The organism is Pseudonocardia aurantiaca, from assembly GCF_039526725.1.
Lineage (GTDB): Bacteria > Actinomycetota > Actinomycetes > Mycobacteriales > Pseudonocardiaceae > Pseudonocardia > Pseudonocardia aurantiaca.
Genome location: NZ_BAAAJG010000008.1, coordinates 615,593 through 638,218, shown reverse-complemented (window position 1 = coordinate 638,218; position 22,626 = coordinate 615,593). Strand labels below are relative to the sequence as shown.

The window sequence follows — 22,626 nt, the reverse complement described above, 5'->3', positions numbered from 1 at the left end:
GATCTTCCCGGACCGGTCAGCGCCGCTGAACGGCCGAGCGCCGCAGCGCCGGGTGGGTGCAGTGTCGCTGCTCCGTGCCGTCGCGAGAACCTGCAGCATGCCCGAACGGCCCGCTCCCCGCGATCCCGTTCCGTACGAGGTCGCCCCGCTGGACGCCCAGCTGACCGGTGTGCTGCGCACCGCCGGCGCGCACGCCGCCCGTGCGGTGGACGGCAGACGGGCCGTGGTGCTGGCCGAGGTCGGGCTCGCCGCGGGGGACGACGTGGCGGCGCTCGTGCAGCTCGCTCAGGCTGCCGGGGTGCTCACGGCGGCCCGCGGGGAGGACCTCGACGACCTCGTCGTGTCCACCGGGCGCACCGTGCACGTCTTGCGGGGGTGCGACCAGCAGCCGGGTGTGGTGCTGCACGTGCGCATGGACCGCGACAGCGGGGACGTCGGTGCAGCGCGGCGGGCGCTCGCCTCGCGGTCGATCGTGCAGGCGGTCCGAGCGGCGCTGACCGAGCCCGCTCCCGCGCCGGCCCCGCTGGTGGCGGTCCCGCTCCAGCGGGTATCGCCGTCGCCGGTGCAGCGCCCGGTGCCCCCGGTGTCCCTGCCCCCGGTATCCCTGCCGCCGGTGTCGCTCCCCCCGGTGCCCTTCAAGCCCGTGCCCCGGCCGCGGGTTTCGGAGCCGTCGGTGCAGCAGCCTTCGGGGTCGCAGCAGCCGGCGGCGTCGCGGTCAACTGTGTCGCAGCCGGCCGTGTCGCCACAGCAGGAGCCGCCGGATTCACCGCCGGTGTCCCCAGCGGCGGGGTCCCCCGCGCCGACTGCGCCGCCGCAGCCTGTCTCGCAGCCGGCCGTGCCGCCCGTCCCGGTCCAGCGGCCGTCCGAGGCGGGGGAGCGGCAGCCCGCGCTCGTCACGCTCACCGGCAAGCAGCGGGTGGCGCGCACCGGTGCGCTGGCGGTGCTCGCGCTCCCGCCCGTGCCGGACCCCGCTGCGGAAGCAGAGCCGGAACCCGCGCCGGTGGCCGAGGCGCCAACGGCGAAGCGGGTGGTCTCGCTGTTCGACGCGGGGCCTCCCGATACGGGGACTGCCGATGCGGGCGCCCCGCTCGACTCCCTCGCCACCGGGCCGCTGCCGTTGTCGCTGCTCCCGACGCTGCCCCGCCGCCGCCGCGCGCCGATTCCGGTGCCCGCCGCCCCAGCGGCCGTGGCCGCATCGCGCCCCGCGGTGCTCCAGCAGTCGTTCGCCTCGGACATCGGCACCATGCGGCGGCTGCTCGACGGGCTGCGCCAGCTCGCGTGAGCGGCTCGGCCCGCCGCGGCTGACGGCCGCAGACTCGTCCGAAAAGCCCACAACTCGCCCGGCATTCGTCCGATAGGACACGCCTCAAAGGGTGAGAAATCGTTGCGCCGGAGCGCCGTGGCATGATTCACGCGAGCGAGAGGAATGGGCTTGGTCGGGCTCCGCGAGGCGCTCCGGGAACTGCTTCGCCTGCCCGGTTCGCACTATTCTTGTGTCGCGGATCCGGCGACCGGCCGGGTGCTCGAGGAAATGGGCGCGGAAACCGGCTCAGGGGCCAGCGGCGCAGTTCTGGGGTGGGGTGCGGACGCTGCCCGCTACCTCACGTCGGCGGCGGCCGACGATCTCGAGGACCTGATGATCACCTCGCGGCGGGCGTACCACCTGGTGCGTCAGATCGAGTCGGCATCCGGGGAGCGGCTGCTCGTCTATCTCTGCCTCGACCGTGCCCGCGGCAACCTCGCCGTGGCGCGGCGCGAACTCGCCGCGGCTCGGCTCGACGAACAGCCGAGCGGCGCGTCGCGGCTACCGATACCGGTACCGGTGCAAGCCGCCTCACCTGCGGCGGAGCGGGTCGCTGGCACCCTGTTCGGCCCTTCGCCTGCCCGAGCGGCGGCCGTCGTCCCCGCGCCGCCAGTGCCGCGTCCGCGGCCTGCCGAGCCGATCGCGGCGCTCCCGCGGCGCGCTCCCGCCGCGCTCCCGCCACCGCCCCTGCCCGCGGCGGCCGCCCCGGCAGCGGGCCGGCAGTGGGCGAACGACGTCGGCACGATGCGCCGTCTCCTCGCGGGCCTGCGCAAGTTGGCATAGCAAGTCGATGAATTCAGACGGATTCCCGGGGCATCGGCCCCGTGGTATTGCAGGGGTGCTCCCGCGGGTTATCCTCGGGCCGCCGATCGAACGGCCGGCGGACGCATCCCCCCGAGTGTCCGTGCGAACTGCGCTGGAGGCGTTGAGAATGGCTAACATCGACCACTCGCTGGACATGGCGGCGAACATCAAGGGCGCGTTCGCCGTCGCCATCGTGGACTACGACAGCGGGATGACCCTCGGCTCCCGCGGCGGCAGCCCGGAGTTCGACCTCGATGTCGCCGCGCCGGGCAACAGCGACGTGGTCCGCACGAAGCTCGAGGTCATGCAGAAGCTGGGCCTGCGCGAGTCGATCGAGGACATCCTGATCACGCTCGACACCCAGTACCACCTGATCCGGATCATCCGCGGCAACGTCGACGAGCGGCTGTTCTTCTACCTCGTCCTCAACCGGGCGCAGGCCAACCTGGCCATGGCGCGGCGGGACCTGCGGGTCATCGAGCAGCAGTTCTACATGAGCGCCCCTGGCCCGAACGTCCGCCCGCAGGACGGCCAGGCGTTCTTCCCGGCCAACACCGGGCGCTGAGGCCGGAGCACGAAGGGACCGACCGGGATGGGGCGCCACCGCCACGCCGTCAACGTGCGTGCTGACGGGCTCGCGACCGTTCTCGGCCCGCTCCTGCGCGACCCGCGGGTGCGGGCGGCGACGCTGGTCGACGTCGACAGCGGGATGGTGCTCGACGCCTGCGCGGGCGACGGCGCAGGGGGCGACCTCGAGATGCTCGGCGCGGGCCACGCGGAGCTGGTCCGGGTCGTGCTCGCGCTGCTCGCCGGCCCCGAGTGCGAGATCGTGGTCGGCGCGGGCGGCAGCAGGCACCACGTGGCCCGCGTCGTGCCGGACCCGCACGGCGACCGGCTGGCCCTGTCGGTCGTGGTGGACGGGCCGCGGCGCGCCGTGGAACGCGCGCGGAAGCGGCTGCGGCAGGTCTCGGCGGCCGCGATCACCGCCGGGCCGACCACGACCCGCAGGCCCGTCCCCGGAGGGTGGCCGCTTCCGCCGCAGCAGCAGCCTCGCGCCCTGCCGTCGACGGCCGGGATGCCCCCGCCCCCGATGTCCCCGCCCTCGATGTCCCCGCCCCCGATGTCCCTGCCCGTGGCGCCGGAGCGCTGGTCGCCGACGGTCGTGCCGTCACCGGGTCCGCGGGAGCCGCTTCCGGTGCGTGTCCCGGCAGCCCGCCGGCCGGAGCCGACCCCCGCACCCGGCGGGGCGGGGCAGAGCGACGCCGCGATCACCCTGTTCACGTCGCCGTCGGCGGCCCGGCGCCGGCAGGGTGAGCAGGCTGCGGCCGCAGTGTTCGGCGCCGCCCTGCCCGACCGCCCGCCGCCGGTGCCTGCCCGCGCGCCGGGCGGAGCCGCCCCTCGGCCGCCTGCTCCGCCGTCCGCGCTCCCGCCCGGGCGGGCGGCAGAAGCCACAGGGGCAACCGGGGCCGCGGTCCCGCGGCCGGTGGACAGAGCAGCCGGGGGCGCTGCCCGAAATCACGTCGAGCCCCGGCACTAACATCGGGTGGGTACCCGCGGTGATCCGGCGGATCCCGCACCTACCCTCCTGGAGGCATCTCGTGTCCGCGCCAGCACCCCGTACCGCGTCCGCTCCCGTCCGGGTGCCGGCCGGGACGACGGCCGGCGCCGCGGTGCGCGAGGCGGGCCTCCCGACCAACGGTCCGAGCGCAGTGGTCGTCGTGCGCGACGCGGGCGGCCGGCTGCGTGACCTCGCCTGGGCGCCCGAGTCCGACGTCGAGGTCGAGGCGGTCGGCGCCGACACCGAGGACGGGCGCAATGTCATCCGGCACTCGGCCGCGCACGTGCTCGCCCAGGCCGTCCAGAAGGTGCGGCCCGAGGCGAAGCTGGGCATCGGCCCGTACATCACCGACGGCTTCTACTACGACTTCGACGTCGACACCCCGTTCAACCCGGATGACCTGCGCAAGCTCGAGTCCGAGATGCGCAAGATCATCAAGGCGGGGCAGAGGTTCTCCCGCCGGCGCTACGACTCCCTGGACGACGCCCGCAAGGAGTTGGCCGACGAGCCGTACAAGCTGGAGCTGATCGACCTCAAGGGCGGCAGCGCGGCCGACGACAGCGCGGCAGCCGACTCCGAGGTCATGGAGGTCGACGCCTCCGGCGAGCTCACCGCGTACGACAACATCCACGCCCACACCGGCGAGACCGTCTGGTCGGACCTGTGCCGCGGCCCGCACGTGCCCACCACCCGCTACATCCCGGCGTTCACCCTCACCCGCTCGGCCGCCGCCTACTGGCGGGGCAGTGAGAAGAACCCGCAGCTGCAGCGCATCTACGGCACCGCGTGGGAGAGCCAGGAGGCGCTCGACGCCCACCTGGACCGGGTCGCGGAGGCCGAGCGGCGCGACCACCGCCGCCTCGGCGCGGAGCTGGACCTCTTCTCGTTCCCCGACGAGATCGGCTCGGGGCTCCCGGTCTTCCACCCCAAGGGCGGCGTGATCCGCAAGGAGATGGAGGACTACTCGCGCCGGCGCCACGAGGAGGCCGGGTACGAGTTCGTCAACACCCCGCACATCACCAAGGCGCAGCTGTTCCAGACCTCCGGGCACCTCGCCTGGTACGCCGACGGCATGTACCCGCCCATGCACCTCGACGAGGAGCGCAACCCCGACGGGTCGGTGCGCAAGCCCGGGCAGGACTACTACCTCAAGCCGATGAACTGCCCGATGCACAACCTGATCTACCGGTCGCGCGGGCGCAGCTACCGCGAGCTGCCGCTGCGGCTGTTCGAGTTCGGCAGCGTGTACCGGTACGAGAAGTCGGGTGTGGTCCACGGCCTGACCAGGGCGCGCGGCTTCACCCAGGACGACGCCCACATCTACTGCAGCCAGGAGCAGATGCAGGGCGAGATCCGCTCGCTGCTCCAGTTCGTACTCGACCTGCTGCGCGACTACGGCCTCGACGACTTCTACCTGGAGCTGTCCACCCGCGACCCGGAGAAGTCGATCGGGTCCGACGAGGACTGGGAGCGGGCCACCGAGGCGCTCCGCGAGGCGGCCGAGGCCAGCGGGCTGGAGCTCGTGCTCGACCCGGGCGGCGCGGCGTTCTACGCGCCGAAGATCAGCGTGCAGGTCAAGGACGCGATCGGGCGCACCTGGCAGATGTCGACGATCCAGGTCGACCTCATGGAGCCAGGGCTCTTCGGCCTGGAGTACACGGCGGCGGACGGGTTGCGCCAGCAGCCCGTCATGATCCACCGGGCGCTGTTCGGGTCGATCGAGCGCTTCTTCGGCGTGCTCACCGAGCACTACGCGGGCGCGTTCCCGGCGTGGCTCGCGCCGGTCCAGGTCGTCGCGATCCCCGTCACCGACGAGCAGGTCGGCTACGTCGAGGACGTGGCGGCGCAGCTGCGGGCGCGCGGCATCCGGGTCGAGGTCGACGCGGGCGACGACCGGATGCAGAAGAAGATCCGCACCCACACCATGCAGAAGGTGCCGTTCCTGATGCTCGTGGGCGCCCGCGACGTCGAGGCGGGCGCGGTGAGCTTCCGGTTCCGCGACGGCACGCAGCTCAACGGGCTGCCGGTGGCGGACGCCGTGGCGACCGTCGCGGACTGGATCGCGAGCCGCAACAACAACTCGCCCACGGCTGCGGTCTTCGCGGCTGCACCGTAACCCGGGCAGGCCCCGATCACTAGGATCGGGCCATGAGCGACCCCGCCGAGCCGGCATTGGAGCCGCACGACGGCGTCGGCACGCCCGACGGCTTCCGCCGGCTGTGGACGCCGCACCGGCTGGCCTACATCAAGGACGCGGGGGCCGACGGCTGCCCGTTCTGCCGGATCCCGAGCCTGCCGGACGAGGACGGGCTGGTCGTCGCCCGGGGTGACGTCGTGTACGCGGTGCTGAACCTGCACCCGTACAACCCGGGGCACCTGATGGTGCTGCCCTACCGGCACGTGGCCGAGCTGGAGGACCTGACCGCCGCCGAGTCGGCCGAGCTGATGGCGTTCACACAGTCCGCCGTGCGCACGATGAAGAATGTGGCGGCGCCGCACGCGTTCAACGTGGGGATCAACCTCGGCACGGCCGCAGGCGGGTCCCTGGCCGACCACCTGCACCAGCACGTCGTGCCGCGGTGGGGCGGCGACGCCAACTTCATCGCCGTGGTCGGCCAGACGAAGGTGATCCCGCAGCTGCTGTCGGAGACCCGAGCACTGCTGGCCGACGCCTGGGCGGACTGACCTGATTCCCAGCGAGTAGTCAGTACCGCGCGATGATCGACAACTCGGTGCCGAACGGGTCGGTCAGCGTCGCGGACCGGCCGTAGGGGCTGTCCTCCACGGCGCCCGCCGTGCAGCCCGCGCGCACGGCACGCTCGGCCACCGCCGGGGTGTCGGCCACCTCGAACGTGGTTGCCCACGCGGACGAGGCCGCCTCGGGCGAGCCGAGGATCCCGCCGATCTCCTTGCTGTCCGGGCGGCGCAGGAACGTGAAGTCCCTGCCCGGCAGGTCGTCGTTGCCGTCCAGGGAGAACCCGAACACGGCGGCCTAAGGAGCGCCCTGGACAACTCGGCCCTACTGCGCGCCGCCCAGGCGGGCACCTCGCGGCGTTGGACGATCGGGCCGATACAACAGCGGTATCGGCCCTCCGCGTCAGGTGACCCGATGCGATGCACCCACGAGGCCAGATCCTGACCTAGATCCGTATCGCCGCGGAACCCTCGTAGCCCGTGCGCCGTTCCCCGAGTACCGGACGCGGCGCGTGTCGCCCCTGCCAGCGCCGCCGCTCGCAGGACAACTAGGGTGGGGCCCACACTCGGCGCCCGGCGGGCCCGGAAGCCGGTCGGCAAGCAGGAGCCCATGCTCAACGTCCTCGCCCGCGTGCACGTCAACCGCGTGACCGAGCCCATCGGCCGCTGGCTCGTCACGCACGGCATCGCGCCCGACGTCGTCACGGTTGCGGGCACCGTCGGGGCGAGCGCCGCCGCGATGTGGTTCCTGCCGCGCGGCGAGCTGCTCGTCGGTACGGTCGTGATCACGCTGTTCGTGCTGTTCGACCTGGTCGACGGCGCCATGGCCCGCGCCCGCGGCTACAGCACGCCGTTCGGTGCCGTGCTCGACTCCACATGCGATCGCGTGGCCGACGGTGCCCTGTTCGCCGCGCTCACGTGGTGGTGCCTCGGGGTGGGGGAGGAGCGCACGCTCGGCGTGGCCGCCCTGATCTGCCTGGTGGCAGGGCAGCTCGTCTCCTACATCAAGGCCCGCGCCGAAGGGGCCGGGCTGTCCGCCGACGGCGGGCTCGTCGAGCGGGCCGAGCGACTGATCATCGCGCTCGTCGGCACCGGGCTGCACGGGCTCGGAGTGCCGTACGCGCTGGACGTGGCACTGTGGCTGCTCGCCGCGGCGTCGGTCTGGACGGTGGGGCAGCGGATCGTCGCGGTGTACCGGAGCGCTCAGGACGCCGAACCGGCTGAACCGGCCGAACCGGCTGAACCGGTCGATCCGGCCTCGAGCCCGTGAGCACGCTCGCCGAGCGCTTCGCCGACGCCGAGTACGCGGCGGCGTGGCGGCTGGTGCGCGGGCTGCCTGCCCCGCTGGCCCGCGGCGCGTTCGGGCTCGGGGCCGACCTCGGCGCCCGCCGCGGCGGCCAGGGGGTGCGGCGGCTGCGCGCCAACCTCGCGCGGGTCGTTCCTGACGCCGTCCCGGCCGAGCTGGACGCGCTCGTCCGCGCCGGGATGCGCAGCTACGCGCGGTACTGGTGCGAGATGTTCCGGCTGCGCGCCGGCGATGGCCCCCGCGTCCGCGCGTACATGGACCGGCACATGACCGGCACCGGCCCGTTCTTCGAGGCGCTGGCCGCCGGGCGCGGGGTGGTGTTCGCCGTGCCGCACAGTGGCAACTGGGACGCGGCCGGCCTCTGGGTCACCGAGACCCTGCGCGAGATGGGCCGCGAGCCCGCCTTCACAACCGTGGTGCAGCGGCTGCGGCCCGACTCCCTGTACCGGCGGTTCGTCGCATTCCGGGAGGCCCTGGGGTTCGAGGTCGTGGCGGCTGAGGACGGCTCGGCCGGATACCGCGCGCTGACCCGCCGCCTGCGGGCGGGCGGAGTCGTGTGCCTGGTCGCCGACCGGGACGTCACGTCCACCGGAGTCGACGTCTCCTTCTTCGGGGAGCGGGCCTCGTTCCCGACGGGACCCGCCCGGCTGGCCGCGCTCACCGGCGCCGTGCTGATGCCCGCCTACCCGCACTTCACCCCCGACGGGTGGACGGCGCCCATCGCCGACCCGGTGCCCGTCGCCGACCGGGCCTCCGTGCCGAAGGCCACGCAGGCCGTGGCCGACGCGTTCGCCCGGCTCATCGCCTCTGCCCCGGCGGACTGGCACGCGCTGCAGCCGATCTGGACAGCGGACCGGCCGGGGCCGCCATGACCCGGCGGCCGCTGCGGGTGGGGATCGTCTGCCCGTACTCGCTCGACGTGCCCGGTGGCGTGCAGGCGCACGTCGTGGGGCTGGCGGGCGCGCTGGAGCGGCTCGGGCACACGGTGAGCGTGCTCGCGCCCGCCGCCGAGACCACCCCGGTTCCCGGGTTCGTCACGCCCGCCGGGCGCGCGCTCGGCGTGCCCTACAACGGGTCCGTCGCGCGCGTCGCGTTCGGCCCGGTCACGTACGCGCGGGCGCGCCGATGGCTCGCGGCACAGCACTTCGACGTCCTGCACCTGCACGAGCCGACCACGATCAGCGTGTCTGTGCTGGCGCTGCTGGCCGCCGAAGGCCCGATCGTGGCGACCTTCCACACCTCGACCGAGCGGTCCAGGGCGCTGGTGACCTTCGGCGGGATGCTGCGGCCGCTGATGGAAAAGGTCACCGCCCGCATAGCCGTGTCGCCGCTGGCCCGCCGCGTGCAGGTGGAACACCTGGGCGGCGACGCGGTGGAGATCCCCAACGGCGTCGACGTCGACCTGTTCGCCGCCGCCCAGCCGCTGCCCGGCTACCCGCGGCCGGAGACGGTCGGGTTCCTCGGCCGGTTCGACGAGCCGCGCAAGGGCATGCCGGTGCTGCTCGACGCCGTGCGCAGGCTCGGGCCCATCCGGCCGGACCTGCGGGTGCTCGTCGTCGGCCGCGGGGACGAGGCCGCGCTCCGGCGGGCGGCCGGGCCGGTGGCAGGCCGGCTCGACGTGCTCGGCGCCGTCGACGAGGACACGAAGGCGGCGGCCCTGCGGTCGGTCGACGTGTTCTGCGCCCCCAACCTCGGGGGCGAGAGTTTCGGCATGGTGCTCACCGAGGCGATGGCGGCCGGGGCGCCCGTGCTGGCCAGCGACCTCGACGCGTTCCGGGCCGTCCTGGGCGACCCGGCCGCGGGGGTGCCGTTCCCGACCGGTGACTCCGCCGGGCTCGCCGACCGGCTCGCGGCCCTGCTGGACGACCCCGCCCGTCGCGCCGCCCTGTCGGCCGCAGGCCGGGCGCGTGCCGCCGACTTCGGGTGGCCCGCCGTCGCCGCCGCGGTCGAGCGGGTCTACCGGGCCGCCGTCGCCGCCGACCCCCGCCGCGCCACCGCCCGGGGTGCGTCGTGACCGCGCTGCTCTGGCTGCTCGGCGCCGCCGGGTTGCTCGCGGTCGTGTGGGTCGGGCTGCTCAGCTCCGGGCGGGTCCGCCGGCTGCACCGCCTGCACATCCGCTCCGACGCGGCCGCCGCCGGGCTGGAGTCGGCGCTCCGCCGCCGAGCTGCGGCCGCGCTCGCCGTCGCGGCGGACGCCGGGACGCCGTCCACTCGGGCGGAGGCGCTGCGGGCCGCCGTCGCCCGCACCCGGACGGCCCGGTCGCTGGACGGCGACCGGGAGAGCGCCGAGAACCTGCTGGGCCGGGCCCTCGCCGCGGCCGGCCGGGAAGCGCTGCCGCCTGCGGTGCTCGAGGAGCTGGTCGACGCCGAGCAGCTCGTGATCCTCGCAAGGCGCGTCCACAACGACGCCGTGCGCGACACATTCGCCCTACGCTCGCGGCGGCTGGTGCGCTGGCTGCAGCTCGCGGGCACCGCGCCCATGCCGGCGTACTTCGAGATCGCCGACGCCGACGCGGGTGTGACCATGGCCGCCCCGGCGCACCTGCCCGAGCGGCCGGTGGCGCCTCCGCGCTGACGTACTATCAGACAGTTCCTGAGGAGCGCGCTGAACAACTCTGCCCTACTGCGCTACGGGCGGAGTTGCTTAGCACCCTTCTGGCCGTTGACCGAGAGGTACCGCCTTGTCCCCCGAAACGTCGTCCACCCAGGCGGCCAGCACCGACGACGCCGCAGTGGGCACAGCCCGCGTCAAGCGCGGGATGGCGGAGATGCTCAAGGGCGGCGTGATCATGGACGTCGTCACCCCCGAGCAGGCGAAGATCGCCGAGGACGCCGGCGCCGTAGCCGTCATGGCGCTGGAGCGGGTGCCTGCCGACATCCGCGCCCAGGGCGGCGTGGCGCGCATGAGCGACCCGGACATGATCCAGGGCATCATCGAGGCCGTCTCGATCCCGGTGATGGCGAAGGCCCGCATCGGGCACTTCGTCGAGGCGCAGGTGCTGCAGTCGCTCGGCGTCGACTACGTCGACGAGTCCGAGGTGCTCACCCCCGCCGACGAGGCCCACCACATCGACAAGTGGACGTTCACCGTGCCGTTCGTGTGCGGCGCCACCAACCTCGGCGAGGCGCTGCGCCGCATCTCCGAGGGCGCCGCGATGATCCGCTCGAAGGGCGAGGCCGGCACCGGCAACGTCGTCGAGGCCACCCGGCACATGCGCTCGATCCGCTCCGAGATCCGCAAGCTCGCCGCTCTCGACGAGGCCGAGCTGTTCGTCGCGGCCAAGGAGCTGCGGGCGCCGGTCGATCTGGTCACGGAGGTCGCGAAGGCAGGCAAGCTCCCCGTGGTGCTGTTCACCGCGGGCGGCATCGCCACCCCTGCCGACGCCGCGATGATGATGCAGCTGGGCGCCGAGGGTGTGTTCGTCGGCTCCGGCATCTTCAAGTCCGGCGACCCCGCGCAGCGCGCCGAGGCCATCGTGAAGGCCACCACCTTCCACGACGACCCGGACGTCATCGCGAAGGTCTCCCGCGGCCTCGGCGAGGCGATGGTCGGCATCAACGTCGCCGAGCTCCCGGCCGAGCAGCGGTACGCCACGCGCGGCTGGTAACTCGCCCCGCACTATATGTACTCCATGACCAGCACCGCGGCCGATCCCGCCTCCAGGGCCTCGTAGGTGTGCGGGCGGTCGCCGGGGAAGCGGGCGTAGTCGCCAAGCGCGAGTTCGACGGGCGCGTCGACCGGTCCGGCGCGCCAGCGGCCCGAGGTCACGAGCATGTGCTCGGTGGTGCCGTTGATGTGGGCGTGCGCCGCGCGGGACGGGCCGGGTTCGCCGGTGATGACGTGCAGGTCGCGGCGCGCGCCCGGCGGGCAGGCGGCGATCAGGGTGCCGGTGAACGGGGCGGTGTCCGACGGGATCACGACACGGTCCTCCGCGCGGATCACGTGCACGGGGGCGGCTGCGGGTGGGTCGACCAGCCTGCTGAATGGGACGTCGAGCGCCACCGCGAGCGCCCACAGCGTCTCGACGCTCGGGTTGCCTGCCCCGGACTCGAGCTGCGAGAGCGTCGACTTCGCGACCCCGGCCCGGCGGGCCAGCTCGGTGAGCGAGAGGCCGAGTCGTTCGCGCTCGCGGCGGAGCGAGGCGGCGATGGTTGCCAGCGGACCCGTTCGATCCATCGGTCTCCTTGTTCGGCTTGACGAACAGCAACGGCGGCGTTCACTCTATCGGACATGCGTTCGCTGTACCGGACCGTCAACCGGGACGACCTCCGGGACGCGCTGGCTCTCGCCGCTGCCATCGCGGTGGTCGGCGTGTCGTTCGGCGCCCTGGCCGCCGCCGCGGACGTTCCGCCCGCGCTCACCGTCGCGCTCTCGCTGTTGGTGTTCGCCGGCGGGGCGCAGTTCCTCGTGGTTGCGGTGGTCGCGGCAGGCGGTGGTGTGGTGGCAGCGGTGGCGGCCGGGTTGCTGCTCAACCTTCGCCACGTGCCGTTCGGGCTGGCGGTCGCCAGGACGGTGGGGGACGGCTGGCCGGCGCGCCTCCTCGGCGCGCACGTCATGACGGACGAGGCCGTCGCCTTCTCGCGGGCGCGGGGGAGCGGCCAGCGGGCCCGGAGCGCCTACTGGCTCTGTGGCGTGCTGCTCTTCACGTTCTGGAACGCGGGCACGGTCCTGGGGATGGCCGCGGGCTCGGCCGTGCCCGACCCCGAGACGTTCGGGATCGACGCCGCGTTCCCCGCCGCGCTGCTGGCGCTGCTGCTGCCGTCGCTCCGCAAGACGGACGCGCGGCGCGTCGGGCTCGTGGCGGCAGCGGTCGCGCTGCTGGCGACGCCGTTCCTCCCGCCGGGGCTCCCGGTGATCGTGGGGCTGCTCGGCCTGCTGGCTGCGGGGAAGGAGTCCGGCCGATGAACTGGCCGGCCGTCCTCGCCCTGGCCGCCGGGACGTACCTGCTGCGTCTCAGCGGGATCGTGCTGCGCGACCGGTTGCATGTCCCCGCGAAGGTCGAGCGCTACCTCGATCTCGGCGCGACCGCGCTGCTCGTGGCCCTGGTCGCCACGGCAGCGCTGACCGACGGCACCGGGTTCGCGGGCTGGGCCCGCCCGGCCGGGGTGGCCGTCGGCGCGCTGGCGGCGTGGCGGAAGGTGCCGTTCGTGCTGGTCGTGGTGCTGGCGGCGGGTGCGACCGCGGGGTTGCGGCTGCTGGGAGCGTCCTGAACAGGACCCTCCCAGAAGTGCCGTGACGCGCGGGCGGCGGCGGGATGCGGGAGGCTCGGTGTCGTGCGCTGTCTGGTGATCGGAGCCACCGGCTACATCGGCTCGCTGCTCGTGCCTCGCCTGCTCGCCGCCGGGCACGACGTCCGCTGCCTCGTGCGGGATCCCCCGAAGCTGGCCCGGCGCGAGTGGGCGGGCCGGGTCGAGGCCGTGCCGGGCGACGTTGCCGACCCGGACGCCGTCGCCCGCGCCTGCCGGGGCGCCGAGGCCGCCTTCTACCTCGTCCACTCCATGGACGGGCCCGGTTACGCCGCCCGCGACCGGCACGCGGCCGCCGTGGTCGCCGCCGCGGCCCGGGCGGCCGGGCTGCGCCGGATCGCCTATCTGGGTGGGCTGCAGCCGGAGAGCGGCCGGGTCTCGCCGCACCTGGCATCCCGGAAGGAGGTCGGCGACCTGCTGCTGGCCTCGGGTGTGCCGACCGCGGTGCTGCAGGCCGGGATCGTCGTGGGGGCCGGCTCGGCGAGCTTCGAGATGATCCGGCACCTGGCTGTGGCCGGTCCGGTGCTGCCGCTGCCCGACCGGGCGTGGAACGCGGTGCAGCCGATCGCCGTCGACGACGTGCTGCATCACCTCGTGGCGTGCCTCGATCTCCCGCCGGAGGTCAGCGGGACGTTCGACATCGGCGGGCCGGACGTCCTGACCTACGTCGGGCTGGTGCACTCCTATGCCGCGGCGGCCGGGCTGCCGCGCCCGCTCACCGTGCCTGTCCCCGGGGCGGCGCCGCGCCTCACCGCGCGTGCCGTGGCCGCGCTGGCCCCGGTCGACCGGCACCTGGTCGGCCCGCTGTTCGAGTCGATGGCCCACGACCTCGTGTGCCTCGCCGGCCCGCCCACCGGCCCGCCGCCCGGCGGCCCCACGCCGTACGCGGAGGCGGTGCGCCGGGCGGTCGCCGACGAGCGCGCGACGCCGGTGCCCGGCGACCTGGTGAGCGAGCACGTCGAGCACGTCGCCGCGCCACCCGATGCGGTCTGGGACGTCGTCAGCGGACTCGGCGGCGCCACCGGCTGGTACACGGTGCCCGGCGTGTGGGAGCTGCGCGGCGTGATCGACCGTTTGCTGGGCGGGGTGGGTGCCCGGCGGGGGCGCCCGCGGCGGCTGGTGCCCGGCGTCGCGCTCGACTGGTGGCGCGTCGAGGATGTCGAGCCGGGGCAGGCGCTTCTGCTGCGCGCCGAGATGCGGCTTCCCGGCACAGCCCGCCTCGAGCTGCGTGTCGAACCCGACGGCGAGGGCACCCGCTACCGCCAGCGTGTGACGTTCCGCCCGCACGGCCCCCTCGGGACGGCCTATTGGTACGGGCAGCTCCCCGCGCACCGTTTCGTGTTCGCGGTGACGGCCCGCACGATCGCGGGCGTCGCGGCCCGGAACTATTGGGTCACGCCTGCCGGAGCCAGGTCGTAGCGGCTGAACCGCCGCGTGAACGTGGCCGCCCCGCTCGTCATCGCCCGCAGGTCGACGGCGTAGCGGAGCAGTTCGGTGCTCGGCACCTCCGCCCGCACGAGCGTGCGGCCCTGGCCCGCGACGTCGGTGCCCTGCACCCGGCCACGCCGTCCGGACAGGTCGCCGAGCACCGCGCCGAGGTGCTCGTCGGGCACCCGCACGGTCACCTCGTCGTAGGGCTCCAGGACGCGGACCCCGCACGCCTCCGCGGCCTCGCGCAGCGCGAGCGCGCCCGCGGTCTGGAACGCGGCGTCGGACGAGTCGACGCTGTGGGCCTTGCCGTCCACGAGTGTCGCGCGGAAGTCGACGACCGGATCGTGGTCCTCGGTGACCCCGCGGGCGGCCTGCGCCCGGATCCCCTTCTCGACGCTCGGGATGAACTGGTGCGGCACCGAGCCGCCGAAGATCTTGTCCACGAACTCGACGCCCGCCCCGCGGGGCAGCGGCTCGAACTCCACGTGGCACACGGCGTACTGGCCGTGGCCGCCGGACTGCTTGACGTGCCTCCCCGTCACCCGCGCCGGACCGCCGAGCGTGGCTCGCAGCGGCACGCGCACCGGCTCCGCGTCGACCTCGGCCCCGCCGGCCCGCAGCCGTGACAGGACGACGTCGGCGTGGGCCTCGCCCATGCACCACAGGATCGTCTGGTGGGTCTCCTGGTTGCGCTCCAGGCGCAGCGCCGGATCCGCGGCGACGATCTTCGCGAGCGTCTTGACCAGCGCGTCCTCGTCCACGCGGGTGCGGGCCACGATCGCGACGGGCAGGAGCGGCTCGGGCAGGTCCCAGCACGAGAGCAGCAGCGGGTGCTCGGCGGCCGACACGGTGTCGCCGGTCTCGGCGGTGCCGAGCTTCGTCAGGGCGCAGATGTCGCCCGCGATGCACTCGTCGACCTCGCGCAGCGCCGCACCGAGGGGTGCGTAGATGTGCGCGAGCCGCTCGTCGGTGTCGTGGCCACCGTTCGGGGACACGTCCTCCGGGACCGTGCGCTGCTCGGGGATTCCCGAGTGGTGCCCGCTCACGTGCACCGTTGACTCCGGGCGCAGCGTGCCGGAGAACACCCGCACCAGCGAGACCCGGCCCACGTACGCGTCCGCGGAGGTGCGCACGATCTCGGCGGCCAGCGGGCCGTCCGGGTCGGCGGTGAGTGGCGCGTGCTCGGCACCGTCGACCCCCGAGACCCGGGGGACAGGGTGCTCCAGCGGCGACGGGAACCCGCCGACGAGCACCTCCAGCAGGGCGTCCAGCCCCACTCCGGAGGTGGCGCAGACCGGGATCACCGGGTGGAACGTGCCACGCGCAACGGCCGTCTCCAGATCGTCGATCAGGGTGTTGACCTCGATGTCCTCGCCGCCGAGGTAGCGCTCCATGAGCGTCTCGTCCTCGGACTGCTCGATGATGCCCTCGATCAGCTCGCCGCGGGCGGCCTCCGCACCGGGCGGCGCCTGCCCCACGGGGGTCTCGGAGAGCAGCCCGTAGAGCCCGGTGAGCCGCTCGCCGTCGCGGATGGGCAGGTAGAGCGGGGCCACACCGCTGCCGAACGTGTCCTGGCAGGCGGCGATGGTGGCCTCCAGGTCGGCGCGGGCGTGGTCGCAGCGGGCCACCACCACGGCGCGCGGCATGCCGACGGCCGCGCACTCCTCCCATTGCGCCAGGGTGGGCGAGTCGATCGCTCCTTCGCGCCCCTCGTTGGCGGGGACGACGAACAGGGCGGCGTCAGCGGCTCGGAGCCCGGCCCGCAGCTCGCCCACGAAGTCGCCGTAGCCGGGCGTGTCGATCAGGTTGATCTTGGTGTCGTCGTGTACGAGCGGCGCGACGGACAGGCCCACCGAACGCTGCTGGCGGACGGCGGCCGGGTCGTGGTCGCACACCGTGGTGCCGTCGGTGACCGTCCCCTGGCGGGGGATGGCTGCGGAGTGCGCGAGCAGCGCTTCCACCAGCGTCGTCTTGCCCGATCCCGACGGCCCGACGAGCACGACGTTGCGCACCCTGGACGGATCGGAGACGGCGGGGACCGCGCGCTGCGCGCTGTCTGCCCTGCCCGTCGCTGCTGCCCTACCGACTGCTCTGACGGCCACTGGGGACCACCTCCGCGCCACTACATCGATGCCGGAACGTTACATGTGCGTCATCTCACACCCGCCTCGCTGCGGCCACAACCCCCTGTACCTCACACAATCACCGCACGCCCCGACCCATCCGTCGACACGATGCTCCGCTGATCAACGGGCGGTCCGGATAGCCGCAGGTTCGTTCTCGACGGGGGTTTGCGTCCTGCACCACGGTGGGGCGACGGCGCTTCGACGCGACGCGGATAAGGTGCGTACGTGCCAGTTCCCGGTCCCGGATACGCCATCACCGCTCGGGTCGAGGTGCCCGCTTCCGCGAGCGCCGCGGGTGAGCTCGCGATGGCCGTCGGCCACGTCGGCGGAGTCGTCACGGCGTTCGACGTCGTCGAGGCCCACACCCACACGCTCGTCGTCGACATCAGCTGCAACGCCCTGAACGAGGCACACGCGGGGGAGATCACCGCTGCCCTGGAGGCGCTGCCCGGCGTGCGGGTCCGCAAGGTCTCCGACCGCACCTTCCTGGTGCACCTGGGCGGCAAGCTCGAGGTCCAGTCGAAGGTCAGCCTGCGCAACCGCGACGACCTCTCCCGCGCCTACACACCCGGCGTCGCCCGCATCTGCCAGGCGATCGCCGCGAACCCGGCCGACGCCCGCCGCCTCACGATCAAGCGCAACACCGTCGCCGTCGTGACCGACGGGTCCGCGGTGCTCGGCCTGGGCAACCTCGGCGCCGCCGCCGCCATGCCGGTGATGGAGGGCAAGGCCGCACTGTTCAAACGGTTCGCGGGCGTCGACGCCTGGCCGGTGTGCCTCGACACCCAGGACACCGAGGAGATCATCCGTACGGTCCAGATCCTCGCCCCGGCCTACGGCGGCATCAACCTCGAGGACATCGCCGCGCCGCGGTGCTTCGAGATCGAGGCACGGCTGCGCGAGATGCTCGACATCCCGGTCTTCCACGACGACCAGCACGGCACCGCGGTGGTGGTGCTCGGGGCGCTGCGCAACGCGCTGCGTGTGGTCGGCAAGAAGCTGTCGGACTGCAAGATCGTCATCTGCGGCGTCGGCGCCGCGGGCTCGGCGATCATTCGCCTGCTCGCCTCGGACAAGCCGGGCGAGGTGCTGGCCGTCGACATCGACGGCATAGTGCACCCCAGCCGCCAGGGCATGGACGCCAACCTCGTCTCGATCGCCGGGCTCACGAACGCCTCCGGCGTCACCGGCTCCCTGGCCGACGCCCTCGTCGACGCGGACGTGTTCATCGGGGTGTCGGCCCCCAACCTGTTCGGCGCCGAGGAGCTCCGCACGATGGCGAGCGACGCCGTCGTCTTCGCGCTGGCCAACCCCGACCCGGAGGTCGACCCGGCGATCGCCACCGCCCACGCCGCCGTGGTGGCCACCGGCCGGTCGGACTACCCGAACCAGATCAACAATGTGCTCGCGTTCCCGGGCGTGTTCCGCGGCCTGCTCGACGCCCAGGCCCGCGACATCACCGACGCGATGCTGCTCGCCGCGGCGGCCGCCATCGCCGACGTCGTGGCGGAGCCCAACCCGTCGTTCATCGTGCCGAGTGTGTTCGACGCCGCCGTGGCGCCCGCGGTGGCCGAAGCCGTGCGGCAGGCGAGCACGGTGATGGATACCGCGCAGGTCTGACGCCGTCGGGGGTGTTTTCGAAAGCCGGTCCGATCGGGGACACGGGGCTCGCGGTCAGGCGCGATCGTACGAGCCAGGGCGGCGTCGAAAGCGCTGATGGCCGGTTCCCGATCGACGAAAGGCCGACGCGCCGCACCGGGCCTGACGCTGCGGAACAGCTGGTGCGATCGATGGTCACCAAGCTGGGCGCCGCGCGGCGTGTGTGGGGTCTGGCCTGCGATGCCGCTCCCGACGGCGTGCGGGCGGCCCTGCGCGGCCGCTGATACCGGCGATTACGCTGGTAGGCGTGGTTGCGACGATCGGTGTGCTGGCCCTGCAGGGTGACGTCCGCGAGCATCTGGCGGCCGTCACGGCCTGTGGTGATGTCCGCGCGGTGCCCGTGCGTCGGTCATCCGAGCTGGACGCCGTCGACGCGCTGGTGATCCCCGGCGGGGAGTCCACCACCATGAGCCGGCTGCTGCAGACGTTCGAGCTGCTCGACCCGCTGCGCAAGCGGATCGTCGACGGGATGCCGGCCTACGGCTCGTGCGCCGGGATGATCCTGCTGGCCGCCGAGGTGCTCGACGGGCGGCCCGACCAGCAGCAGCTCGGCGGCCTCGACGTCGTCGTCCGGCGCAACGCCTTCGGCCGCCAGGTCGACTCGTTCGAGACCGACCTCCAGTTCACCGGGCTTCCGGAGGGCCCGGTCCGCGCGGTGTTCATCCGGGCGCCGTGGGTGGAGTCGGTCGGCCCCGGCGTCGAGGTGCTCGCCACGGTCCCGCAGCACACCCGCAGCGGCGCCGACGCGGGCGCGGCTGCCGGGCGCCCGGTGGCTGTCCGGCAGGGTTCGGTGCTCGCCACGGCCTTCCACCCCGAGCTCACCGGAGACCTCCGCGTTCACGCGCTGTTCTGCGCGCAGGTGAAGCAGGCCGTCGCGGAGTCCTGAGCCGCGGCGTCGCCCCCACCGTCCGTCGGTCCTCCCGAGGTCCGGGCCGGTAGGATCGGCCCGATCAGGCAGGCGCCGGTGGCAACCGGTCCGCGTGGCCCGCAGCACACCCGGGCCCAGTGCGCAGCGGACGTCCGGGGCGGTGCTGCACGAAGCTGGGAAAGGACGGCGGTACTGATGAGCGGCCACTCCAAATGGGCCACCACCAAGCACAAGAAGGCCGTCATCGACGCCCGTCGCGGCAAGATGTTCGCGAAGCTGATCAAGAACATCGAGGTCGCCGCGCGCACGGGCGGTGGTGACCCCGACGGCAACCCCACGCTCTACGACGCCATCCAGAAGGCCAAGAAGAGCTCGGTCCCCAACGACAACATCGACCGCGCGGTCAAGCGCGGCTCCGGGGCCGACGCCGGCGGTGCCGAGTATCAAACGATCACGTACGAGGGTTACGGCCCCAACGGCGTCGCGGTGCTCATCGAGTGCCTCACCGACAACCGCAACCGCGCTGCGACCGAGGTGCGTACCGCGATGACGCGCAACGGCGGGGCGATGGCAGATCCCGGCTCGGTCTCCTACCTGTTCACCCGCAAGGGTGTGGTGATCGTCCCGAAGGAGGGCCTCACCGAGGACGACGTGCTGCTCGCCGTGCTCGACGCGGGCGCCGAGGAGGTCAACGACCTCGGCGAGAGCTTCGAGGTCGTCTCCGAGGCAACCGACCTCATCCCGGTGCGCACCGCGCTCCGGGAGGCCGGCATCGAGTACGACTCGGCCGACCCGACGTTCCTGCCGTCCATGTCGGTGCCGCTCGACGCCGAGGCGGCCAAGAAGGTGTTCCGGCTGATCGAGGCCCTCGAGGACAGCGACGACGTGCAGAACGTCTACGCCAACTTCGACGTCTCCGACGAGGTTCTCGAAGAGGTCAACGCCTAAGCGTCAGGCCGATCCGGGATTCCGGGCGGGTGGCTTGCGGGCGGCCCGCTTCGCCGGGGCCCGTGTCTCCGGGTCGCTGGCTGCGGACTCCGGTTCGGGCTGGGTGGGGCTCGGCTGCTTGGCGCGCCGGGCCGGCCGGGCCTTCCGCTCGGCCCCCGGCCCGGGCTCCGGCTCCGCCGAAGCGGCGGCCGGACGCCTGGCCCGGCTCACCTTCCGGCCGTTCGTCACGGGCCCATGGCCGTTCCGCTCGGGAGCGGGGGGCTCCGGGGTGTCCTCGGGCTGGGGTTCCGGGGTGTCCTCGGGCGCGGGGTCGGTCGCCACGGGCTGCGCCACGTAGCGGTGCACGGCCACGCGCGCCGGGCGGACCGTGCGCCCGTCGGCCTCCAGTCCCGGCGCGAGCAGCGTGGCCACCGTGCGGTCGAGCGAGGCGTCGGAGCACGCCACCTCCTCGGTGGCCTCCATCGTCGCCGCGCTGAACGGGTGCCCCGCCCGTGGCACGACCAGCACTCCACCGCGTCCGGCGAGCAGCCGCTCCAGGCCGGTGGCGATCGCCTCGAACGCGCCGCGCTCTTTCCCTGAGCGGGTGGTGCTCGCCGCGGCCAGCGCGTCGCCGCGGAGCGCATGCAGGTCCACGAGCAGCGCGACGTCCGATCCGGGGCGTCTCCTCGGGTCAGCGATCTGGCCGAGTGCCCCGGACTGCCGGGCGACGAGGCGCGACAGGTCGTCGACCTTGTCCGCGAGATCTCGGATCGAGAGGTCCGCCACCCGGCGTAACTTATCGTCACCGCCCGGCCGTGGACCTCGCGGTGTGCGGATGCCGTCCCCCGGGATGATCGACACCCGGCCGTGGCACATCGGCGGGAGCCCGATCATGGGCGAACACGCCGAGCGGCTCCTGCCTGCCGGCATTCAGACTAGGCTGCTGCCGCTCGACGAGGTGGGGGGACGGTTGATCGGCAAGCTGGGGCGAGTGAGCGGGCGCATCGGGCCGGGGCTCGTCGGCGAGATCATGGTCGCCGTGCGTGGCGGGGTCGAGGCGTTCTACGCCCACCCGCAGCGGGCCGATGAGGTGATCGAGCCCGGCGTCCAGGTGCTGATCGTTGACTTCCAGCCGCCCCGCACCGCCTACGTGGAGCGGTGGGACACGGGCGGCTGAGAGCCCGCCCGGGCACACAGGGGGAAACATGGAACTGATCATCATCATCGGCGCGGTGATCGTGGGCATCGCCGTGCTGGCGCTCGTGCTCAAGGGGCTGTGGCGGGTGGCCGAGCCGAACGAGGCGCTGATCATCTCGGGCTTCCGGGCGCGCACGAGCCCGGGGGAGGCGGCCGACAGCCTCGGCTTCAAGATCGTCACCGGCAAGGGGACGGTTGTCATCCCAGGCTTCCAGGCCGCGAGAAGGCTGTCGCTGGACACGAGGGGCGCGAACCTGCAGGTCTCCTGCGTCACCAAGCAGGGCATCCCGGTGGCGGTGCGCGGCGTGGTGATCTACAAGGTCGGCGACGACTTCGTCTCGATCGCGAACGCGGCGCGCCGGTTCCTCGACCAGCAGAACACCATGAACGACACGATCCACGAGCTCTTCGCCGGCCACCTGCGCTCCATCTGCGGTGGTCTCACGATCGAGGACATGATCCACAACCGCGAGGCGCTCACCGGCGAGGTGCGCCGCTCGTCGGCCGACGAGATGAGCAAGCTCGGCCTGGTGATCGACTCGCTGCAGATCCAGGAGATCGACGACGCGTCGGGCTACATCGTCAACCTGGGCAAGCCGCACGCCGCCGCCATCGCCGCCGCGGCTCGCATCGCGGAGGCCCAGCGCGACCAGGAGGCCACCGAGGCCGAGCAGGTGGCCGAGGCCAAGAAGGCGGCGGCGATCCGCGCGAGCCGCATCCAGCAGGCCGGCTACCAGGCCGAGATGGACCAGGCCTCGGCGCGGGCCAGGCAGGCCGGGCCGCTGTCGGACGCCACCGCCCGGCAGGAGGTCGTCGTGCAGGAGACGAGGGCCGCGCAGCTCGAGGCCGACCTGGCCGAGCAGCGGCTGCAGTCGCAGGTGCGCAAGCCCGCCGACGCGAAGGCCTACGAGCTGCGCACGCTCGCGGACGCCGACCGCGACGCCCAGATCGCCAGGGCGCAGGCGCACGCGCGCGAGACCGAGCTGAGCGCGGGCGCTGACGCCACCCGGGTGAAGACGGCGGCGCAGGCGCAGGCGGAGGCCACGAGGGCCCGCGGTGAGGCGGAGGCGTCCGCAACGCGCGCCACCGGTGAGGCGGAGGCCGATGCCGCCCGCGCCCGGGGCCTGGCCGAGGCGGAGGCGGCGAAGGCGAAGGGGCTCGCCGACGCCGAGGCGATGCAGGCGCGCTCCGACGCGCTGGCGCAGAACCAGGAGGCGGTCATCGCCCAGCAGCTCGCCGAGAACTGGCCGGAGATCGTCAGGGCCGGTGCCGGTGCGCTCGGCAACGTCGACCACATGGTCGTGCTCAACGGCGCGGACGGGGTGGCGGACCTCCTCACGAAGGCGCTCGCCATGGGCGGCACCGGGCTGGGGCTCGCCCGCCAGCTGCTCGGGGCGATGAGTGAGCCCCCCGGGGCACCGGGCAAGGACGGTTCGACCAACTCGCGTCCGGCCGTGCCGCCGTCCCCGGCTTCGTACGACGCCGCCGCGAACTGATGCGCGCGGCC

At 73.7% G+C, this 22,626-nt stretch carries 23 protein-coding genes; 19 read left to right on the top strand and 4 right to left on the bottom strand.

All coding sequences use genetic code 11. The annotated features are described in order from the left end of the window. Window positions 1–97: 97 nt before the first annotated feature. The 6 genes from ABD143_RS12935 (at window position 98) to ABD143_RS12910 (ending at window position 6,350) form a co-directional block, all read left to right on the top strand. Window positions 98–1,282 (top strand): hypothetical protein, encoded by a 1,185-nt coding sequence (locus tag ABD143_RS12935; RefSeq protein WP_343976265.1) that lies wholly within the window; start codon window positions 98–100, stop codon window positions 1,280–1,282. Between the two features lie 150 nt (window positions 1,283–1,432). Then, on the top strand, window positions 1,433–2,086 hold the full coding sequence (locus ABD143_RS12930; RefSeq protein WP_343976262.1) for a hypothetical protein: 654 nt from the start codon (window positions 1,433–1,435) through the stop codon (window positions 2,084–2,086). A gap of 148 nt (window positions 2,087–2,234) precedes the next feature. Beyond that, a complete protein-coding gene (locus ABD143_RS12925) occupies window positions 2,235–2,672 on the top strand; it encodes a hypothetical protein (RefSeq protein WP_343976259.1) in 438 nt (145 codons plus the stop codon). A gap of 27 nt (window positions 2,673–2,699) precedes the next feature. Continuing rightward, a complete protein-coding gene (locus ABD143_RS12920) occupies window positions 2,700–3,644 on the top strand; it encodes a hypothetical protein (protein ID WP_343976257.1) in 945 nt (314 codons plus the stop codon). 61 nt (window positions 3,645–3,705) lie between these two features. Then, window positions 3,706–5,781 carry a threonine--tRNA ligase gene (gene thrS / locus ABD143_RS12915; RefSeq protein ID WP_343976255.1) on the top strand — a complete coding sequence of 692 codons (2,076 nt, stop codon included), beginning with the start codon at window positions 3,706–3,708 and terminating at the stop codon, window positions 5,779–5,781. Between the two features lie 32 nt (window positions 5,782–5,813). Continuing rightward, window positions 5,814–6,350 (top strand): HIT family protein, encoded by a 537-nt coding sequence (locus tag ABD143_RS12910; RefSeq protein WP_343976252.1) that lies wholly within the window; start codon window positions 5,814–5,816, stop codon window positions 6,348–6,350. 19 nt (window positions 6,351–6,369) lie between these two features. Here ABD143_RS12910 and ABD143_RS12905 read toward each other — a convergent pair whose 3' ends face one another. Next, complete coding sequence (locus tag ABD143_RS12905; protein ID WP_343976249.1) at window positions 6,370–6,651, bottom strand: VOC family protein; 282 nt, start codon at window positions 6,649–6,651, stop codon at window positions 6,370–6,372. A 318-nt stretch (window positions 6,652–6,969) separates the two neighbouring features. Here ABD143_RS12905 and pgsA point away from each other — a divergent pair, with 318 nt between their 5' ends. The 5 genes from pgsA (at window position 6,970) to pdxS (ending at window position 11,272) form a co-directional block, all read left to right on the top strand. After that, window positions 6,970–7,629, top strand: a complete 660-nt coding sequence (pgsA, locus tag ABD143_RS12900; RefSeq protein ID WP_343977397.1) for a phosphatidylinositol phosphate synthase — start codon at window positions 6,970–6,972, stop codon at window positions 7,627–7,629. Then, window positions 7,626–8,537 carry a phosphatidylinositol mannoside acyltransferase gene (locus tag ABD143_RS12895; RefSeq protein ID WP_343976246.1) on the top strand — a complete coding sequence of 304 codons (912 nt, stop codon included), beginning with the start codon at window positions 7,626–7,628 and terminating at the stop codon, window positions 8,535–8,537. The genes pgsA and ABD143_RS12895 overlap by 4 nt, the downstream gene beginning before the upstream one ends. 11 nt (window positions 8,538–8,548) lie before the next feature. Continuing rightward, complete coding sequence (locus ABD143_RS12890) at window positions 8,549–9,679, top strand: glycosyltransferase family 4 protein (RefSeq protein ID WP_343977394.1); 1,131 nt, start codon at window positions 8,549–8,551, stop codon at window positions 9,677–9,679. Further along, window positions 9,676–10,239: an NUDIX hydrolase gene (locus ABD143_RS12885; protein WP_343976243.1), complete on the top strand. Its 564-nt coding sequence runs from the start codon at window positions 9,676–9,678 to the stop codon at window positions 10,237–10,239. Before ABD143_RS12890 ends, ABD143_RS12885 begins: the two co-directional genes overlap by 4 nt. Before the next feature lie 106 nt (window positions 10,240–10,345). Next, on the top strand, window positions 10,346–11,272 hold the full coding sequence (pdxS, locus tag ABD143_RS12880) for a pyridoxal 5'-phosphate synthase lyase subunit PdxS (protein ID WP_379660050.1): 927 nt from the start codon (window positions 10,346–10,348) through the stop codon (window positions 11,270–11,272). Between the two features lie 11 nt (window positions 11,273–11,283). On the opposite strand, the gene ABD143_RS12875 is transcribed toward pdxS, so the two are convergent. Continuing rightward, window positions 11,284–11,841: a helix-turn-helix domain-containing protein gene (locus ABD143_RS12875; RefSeq protein ID WP_343976240.1), complete on the bottom strand. Its 558-nt coding sequence runs from the start codon at window positions 11,839–11,841 to the stop codon at window positions 11,284–11,286. A 54-nt stretch (window positions 11,842–11,895) separates the two neighbouring features. Here ABD143_RS12875 and ABD143_RS12870 point away from each other — a divergent pair, with 54 nt between their 5' ends. The 3 genes from ABD143_RS12870 (at window position 11,896) to ABD143_RS12860 (ending at window position 14,330) form a co-directional block, all read left to right on the top strand. Continuing rightward, window positions 11,896–12,570: an AzlC family ABC transporter permease gene (locus ABD143_RS12870; protein WP_343976237.1), complete on the top strand. Its 675-nt coding sequence runs from the start codon at window positions 11,896–11,898 to the stop codon at window positions 12,568–12,570. Beyond that, window positions 12,567–12,875, top strand: coding sequence for an AzlD domain-containing protein (locus ABD143_RS12865; protein WP_343976234.1), 309 nt, complete (start codon window positions 12,567–12,569; stop codon window positions 12,873–12,875). Before ABD143_RS12870 ends, ABD143_RS12865 begins: the two co-directional genes overlap by 4 nt. A gap of 63 nt (window positions 12,876–12,938) precedes the next feature. Continuing rightward, window positions 12,939–14,330 (top strand): SDR family oxidoreductase, encoded by a 1,392-nt coding sequence (locus tag ABD143_RS12860; RefSeq protein ID WP_343976231.1) that lies wholly within the window; start codon window positions 12,939–12,941, stop codon window positions 14,328–14,330. On the opposite strand, the gene ABD143_RS12855 is transcribed toward ABD143_RS12860, so the two are convergent. Further along, a complete protein-coding gene (locus tag ABD143_RS12855; RefSeq protein ID WP_379660049.1) occupies window positions 14,297–16,444 on the bottom strand; it encodes an elongation factor G-like protein EF-G2 in 2,148 nt (715 codons plus the stop codon). The two genes, ABD143_RS12860 and ABD143_RS12855, sit on opposite strands and share 34 nt — an antisense overlap. Window positions 16,445–16,693: 249 nt before the next feature. Between ABD143_RS12855 and ABD143_RS12850 the strand changes: the two genes are divergently transcribed. The 3 genes from ABD143_RS12850 to ABD143_RS12840 all read left to right on the top strand — a co-directional run bounded on the left by ABD143_RS12850 (window position 16,694) and on the right by ABD143_RS12840 (window position 19,943). Further along, on the top strand, window positions 16,694–18,088 hold the full coding sequence (locus ABD143_RS12850) for an NAD-dependent malic enzyme (protein WP_343976228.1): 1,395 nt from the start codon (window positions 16,694–16,696) through the stop codon (window positions 18,086–18,088). Between the two features lie 286 nt (window positions 18,089–18,374). Next, complete coding sequence (gene pdxT, locus ABD143_RS12845) at window positions 18,375–19,013, top strand: pyridoxal 5'-phosphate synthase glutaminase subunit PdxT (protein ID WP_343976225.1); 639 nt, start codon at window positions 18,375–18,377, stop codon at window positions 19,011–19,013. Window positions 19,014–19,190: 177 nt separating this feature from the next. Next, window positions 19,191–19,943 (top strand): YebC/PmpR family DNA-binding transcriptional regulator, encoded by a 753-nt coding sequence (locus ABD143_RS12840; protein WP_343976222.1) that lies wholly within the window; start codon window positions 19,191–19,193, stop codon window positions 19,941–19,943. 3 nt (window positions 19,944–19,946) lie between these two features. Here ABD143_RS12840 and ABD143_RS12835 read toward each other — a convergent pair whose 3' ends face one another. Next, window positions 19,947–20,708, bottom strand: coding sequence for a hypothetical protein (locus tag ABD143_RS12835; RefSeq protein WP_343976219.1), 762 nt, complete (start codon window positions 20,706–20,708; stop codon window positions 19,947–19,949). A 49-nt stretch (window positions 20,709–20,757) separates the two neighbouring features. On the opposite strand from ABD143_RS12835, the gene ABD143_RS12830 reads away from it, so the two are divergent. Both ABD143_RS12830 and ABD143_RS12825 read left to right on the top strand, forming a co-directional pair. After that, complete coding sequence (locus tag ABD143_RS12830) at window positions 20,758–21,099, top strand: hypothetical protein (RefSeq protein ID WP_343976216.1); 342 nt, start codon at window positions 20,758–20,760, stop codon at window positions 21,097–21,099. A 28-nt stretch (window positions 21,100–21,127) separates the two neighbouring features. Beyond that, complete coding sequence (locus tag ABD143_RS12825; RefSeq protein ID WP_343976213.1) at window positions 21,128–22,615, top strand: SPFH domain-containing protein; 1,488 nt, start codon at window positions 21,128–21,130, stop codon at window positions 22,613–22,615. The last annotated feature ends 11 nt before the right edge of the window (window positions 22,616–22,626 follow it).

Bases quoted from the DNA above. Each gene is read 5' to 3' on its own strand.
- ABD143_RS12870 (WP_343976237.1), top strand. From the start codon at position 11,896: ATGCGTTCGCTGTACCGGACCGTCAACCGGGACGACCTCCGGGACGCG.
- ABD143_RS12875 (WP_343976240.1), bottom strand. From the start codon at position 11,841: ATGGATCGAACGGGTCCGCTGGCAACCATCGCCGCCTCGCTCCGCCGC.
- ABD143_RS12825 (WP_343976213.1), top strand. From the start codon at position 21,128: ATGGAACTGATCATCATCATCGGCGCGGTGATCGTGGGCATCGCCGTG.
- ABD143_RS12935 (WP_343976265.1), top strand. From the start codon at position 98: ATGCCCGAACGGCCCGCTCCCCGCGATCCCGTTCCGTACGAGGTCGCC.
- ABD143_RS12830 (WP_343976216.1), top strand. From the start codon at position 20,758: ATGCCGTCCCCCGGGATGATCGACACCCGGCCGTGGCACATCGGCGGG.
- ABD143_RS12840 (WP_343976222.1), top strand. From the start codon at position 19,191: ATGAGCGGCCACTCCAAATGGGCCACCACCAAGCACAAGAAGGCCGTC.
- ABD143_RS12925 (WP_343976259.1), top strand. From the start codon at position 2,235: ATGGCTAACATCGACCACTCGCTGGACATGGCGGCGAACATCAAGGGC.
- pgsA (WP_343977397.1), top strand. From the start codon at position 6,970: ATGCTCAACGTCCTCGCCCGCGTGCACGTCAACCGCGTGACCGAGCCC.
- ABD143_RS12920 (WP_343976257.1), top strand. From the start codon at position 2,700: ATGGGGCGCCACCGCCACGCCGTCAACGTGCGTGCTGACGGGCTCGCG.
- ABD143_RS12865 (WP_343976234.1), top strand. From the start codon at position 12,567: ATGAACTGGCCGGCCGTCCTCGCCCTGGCCGCCGGGACGTACCTGCTG.
- ABD143_RS12910 (WP_343976252.1), top strand. From the start codon at position 5,814: ATGAGCGACCCCGCCGAGCCGGCATTGGAGCCGCACGACGGCGTCGGC.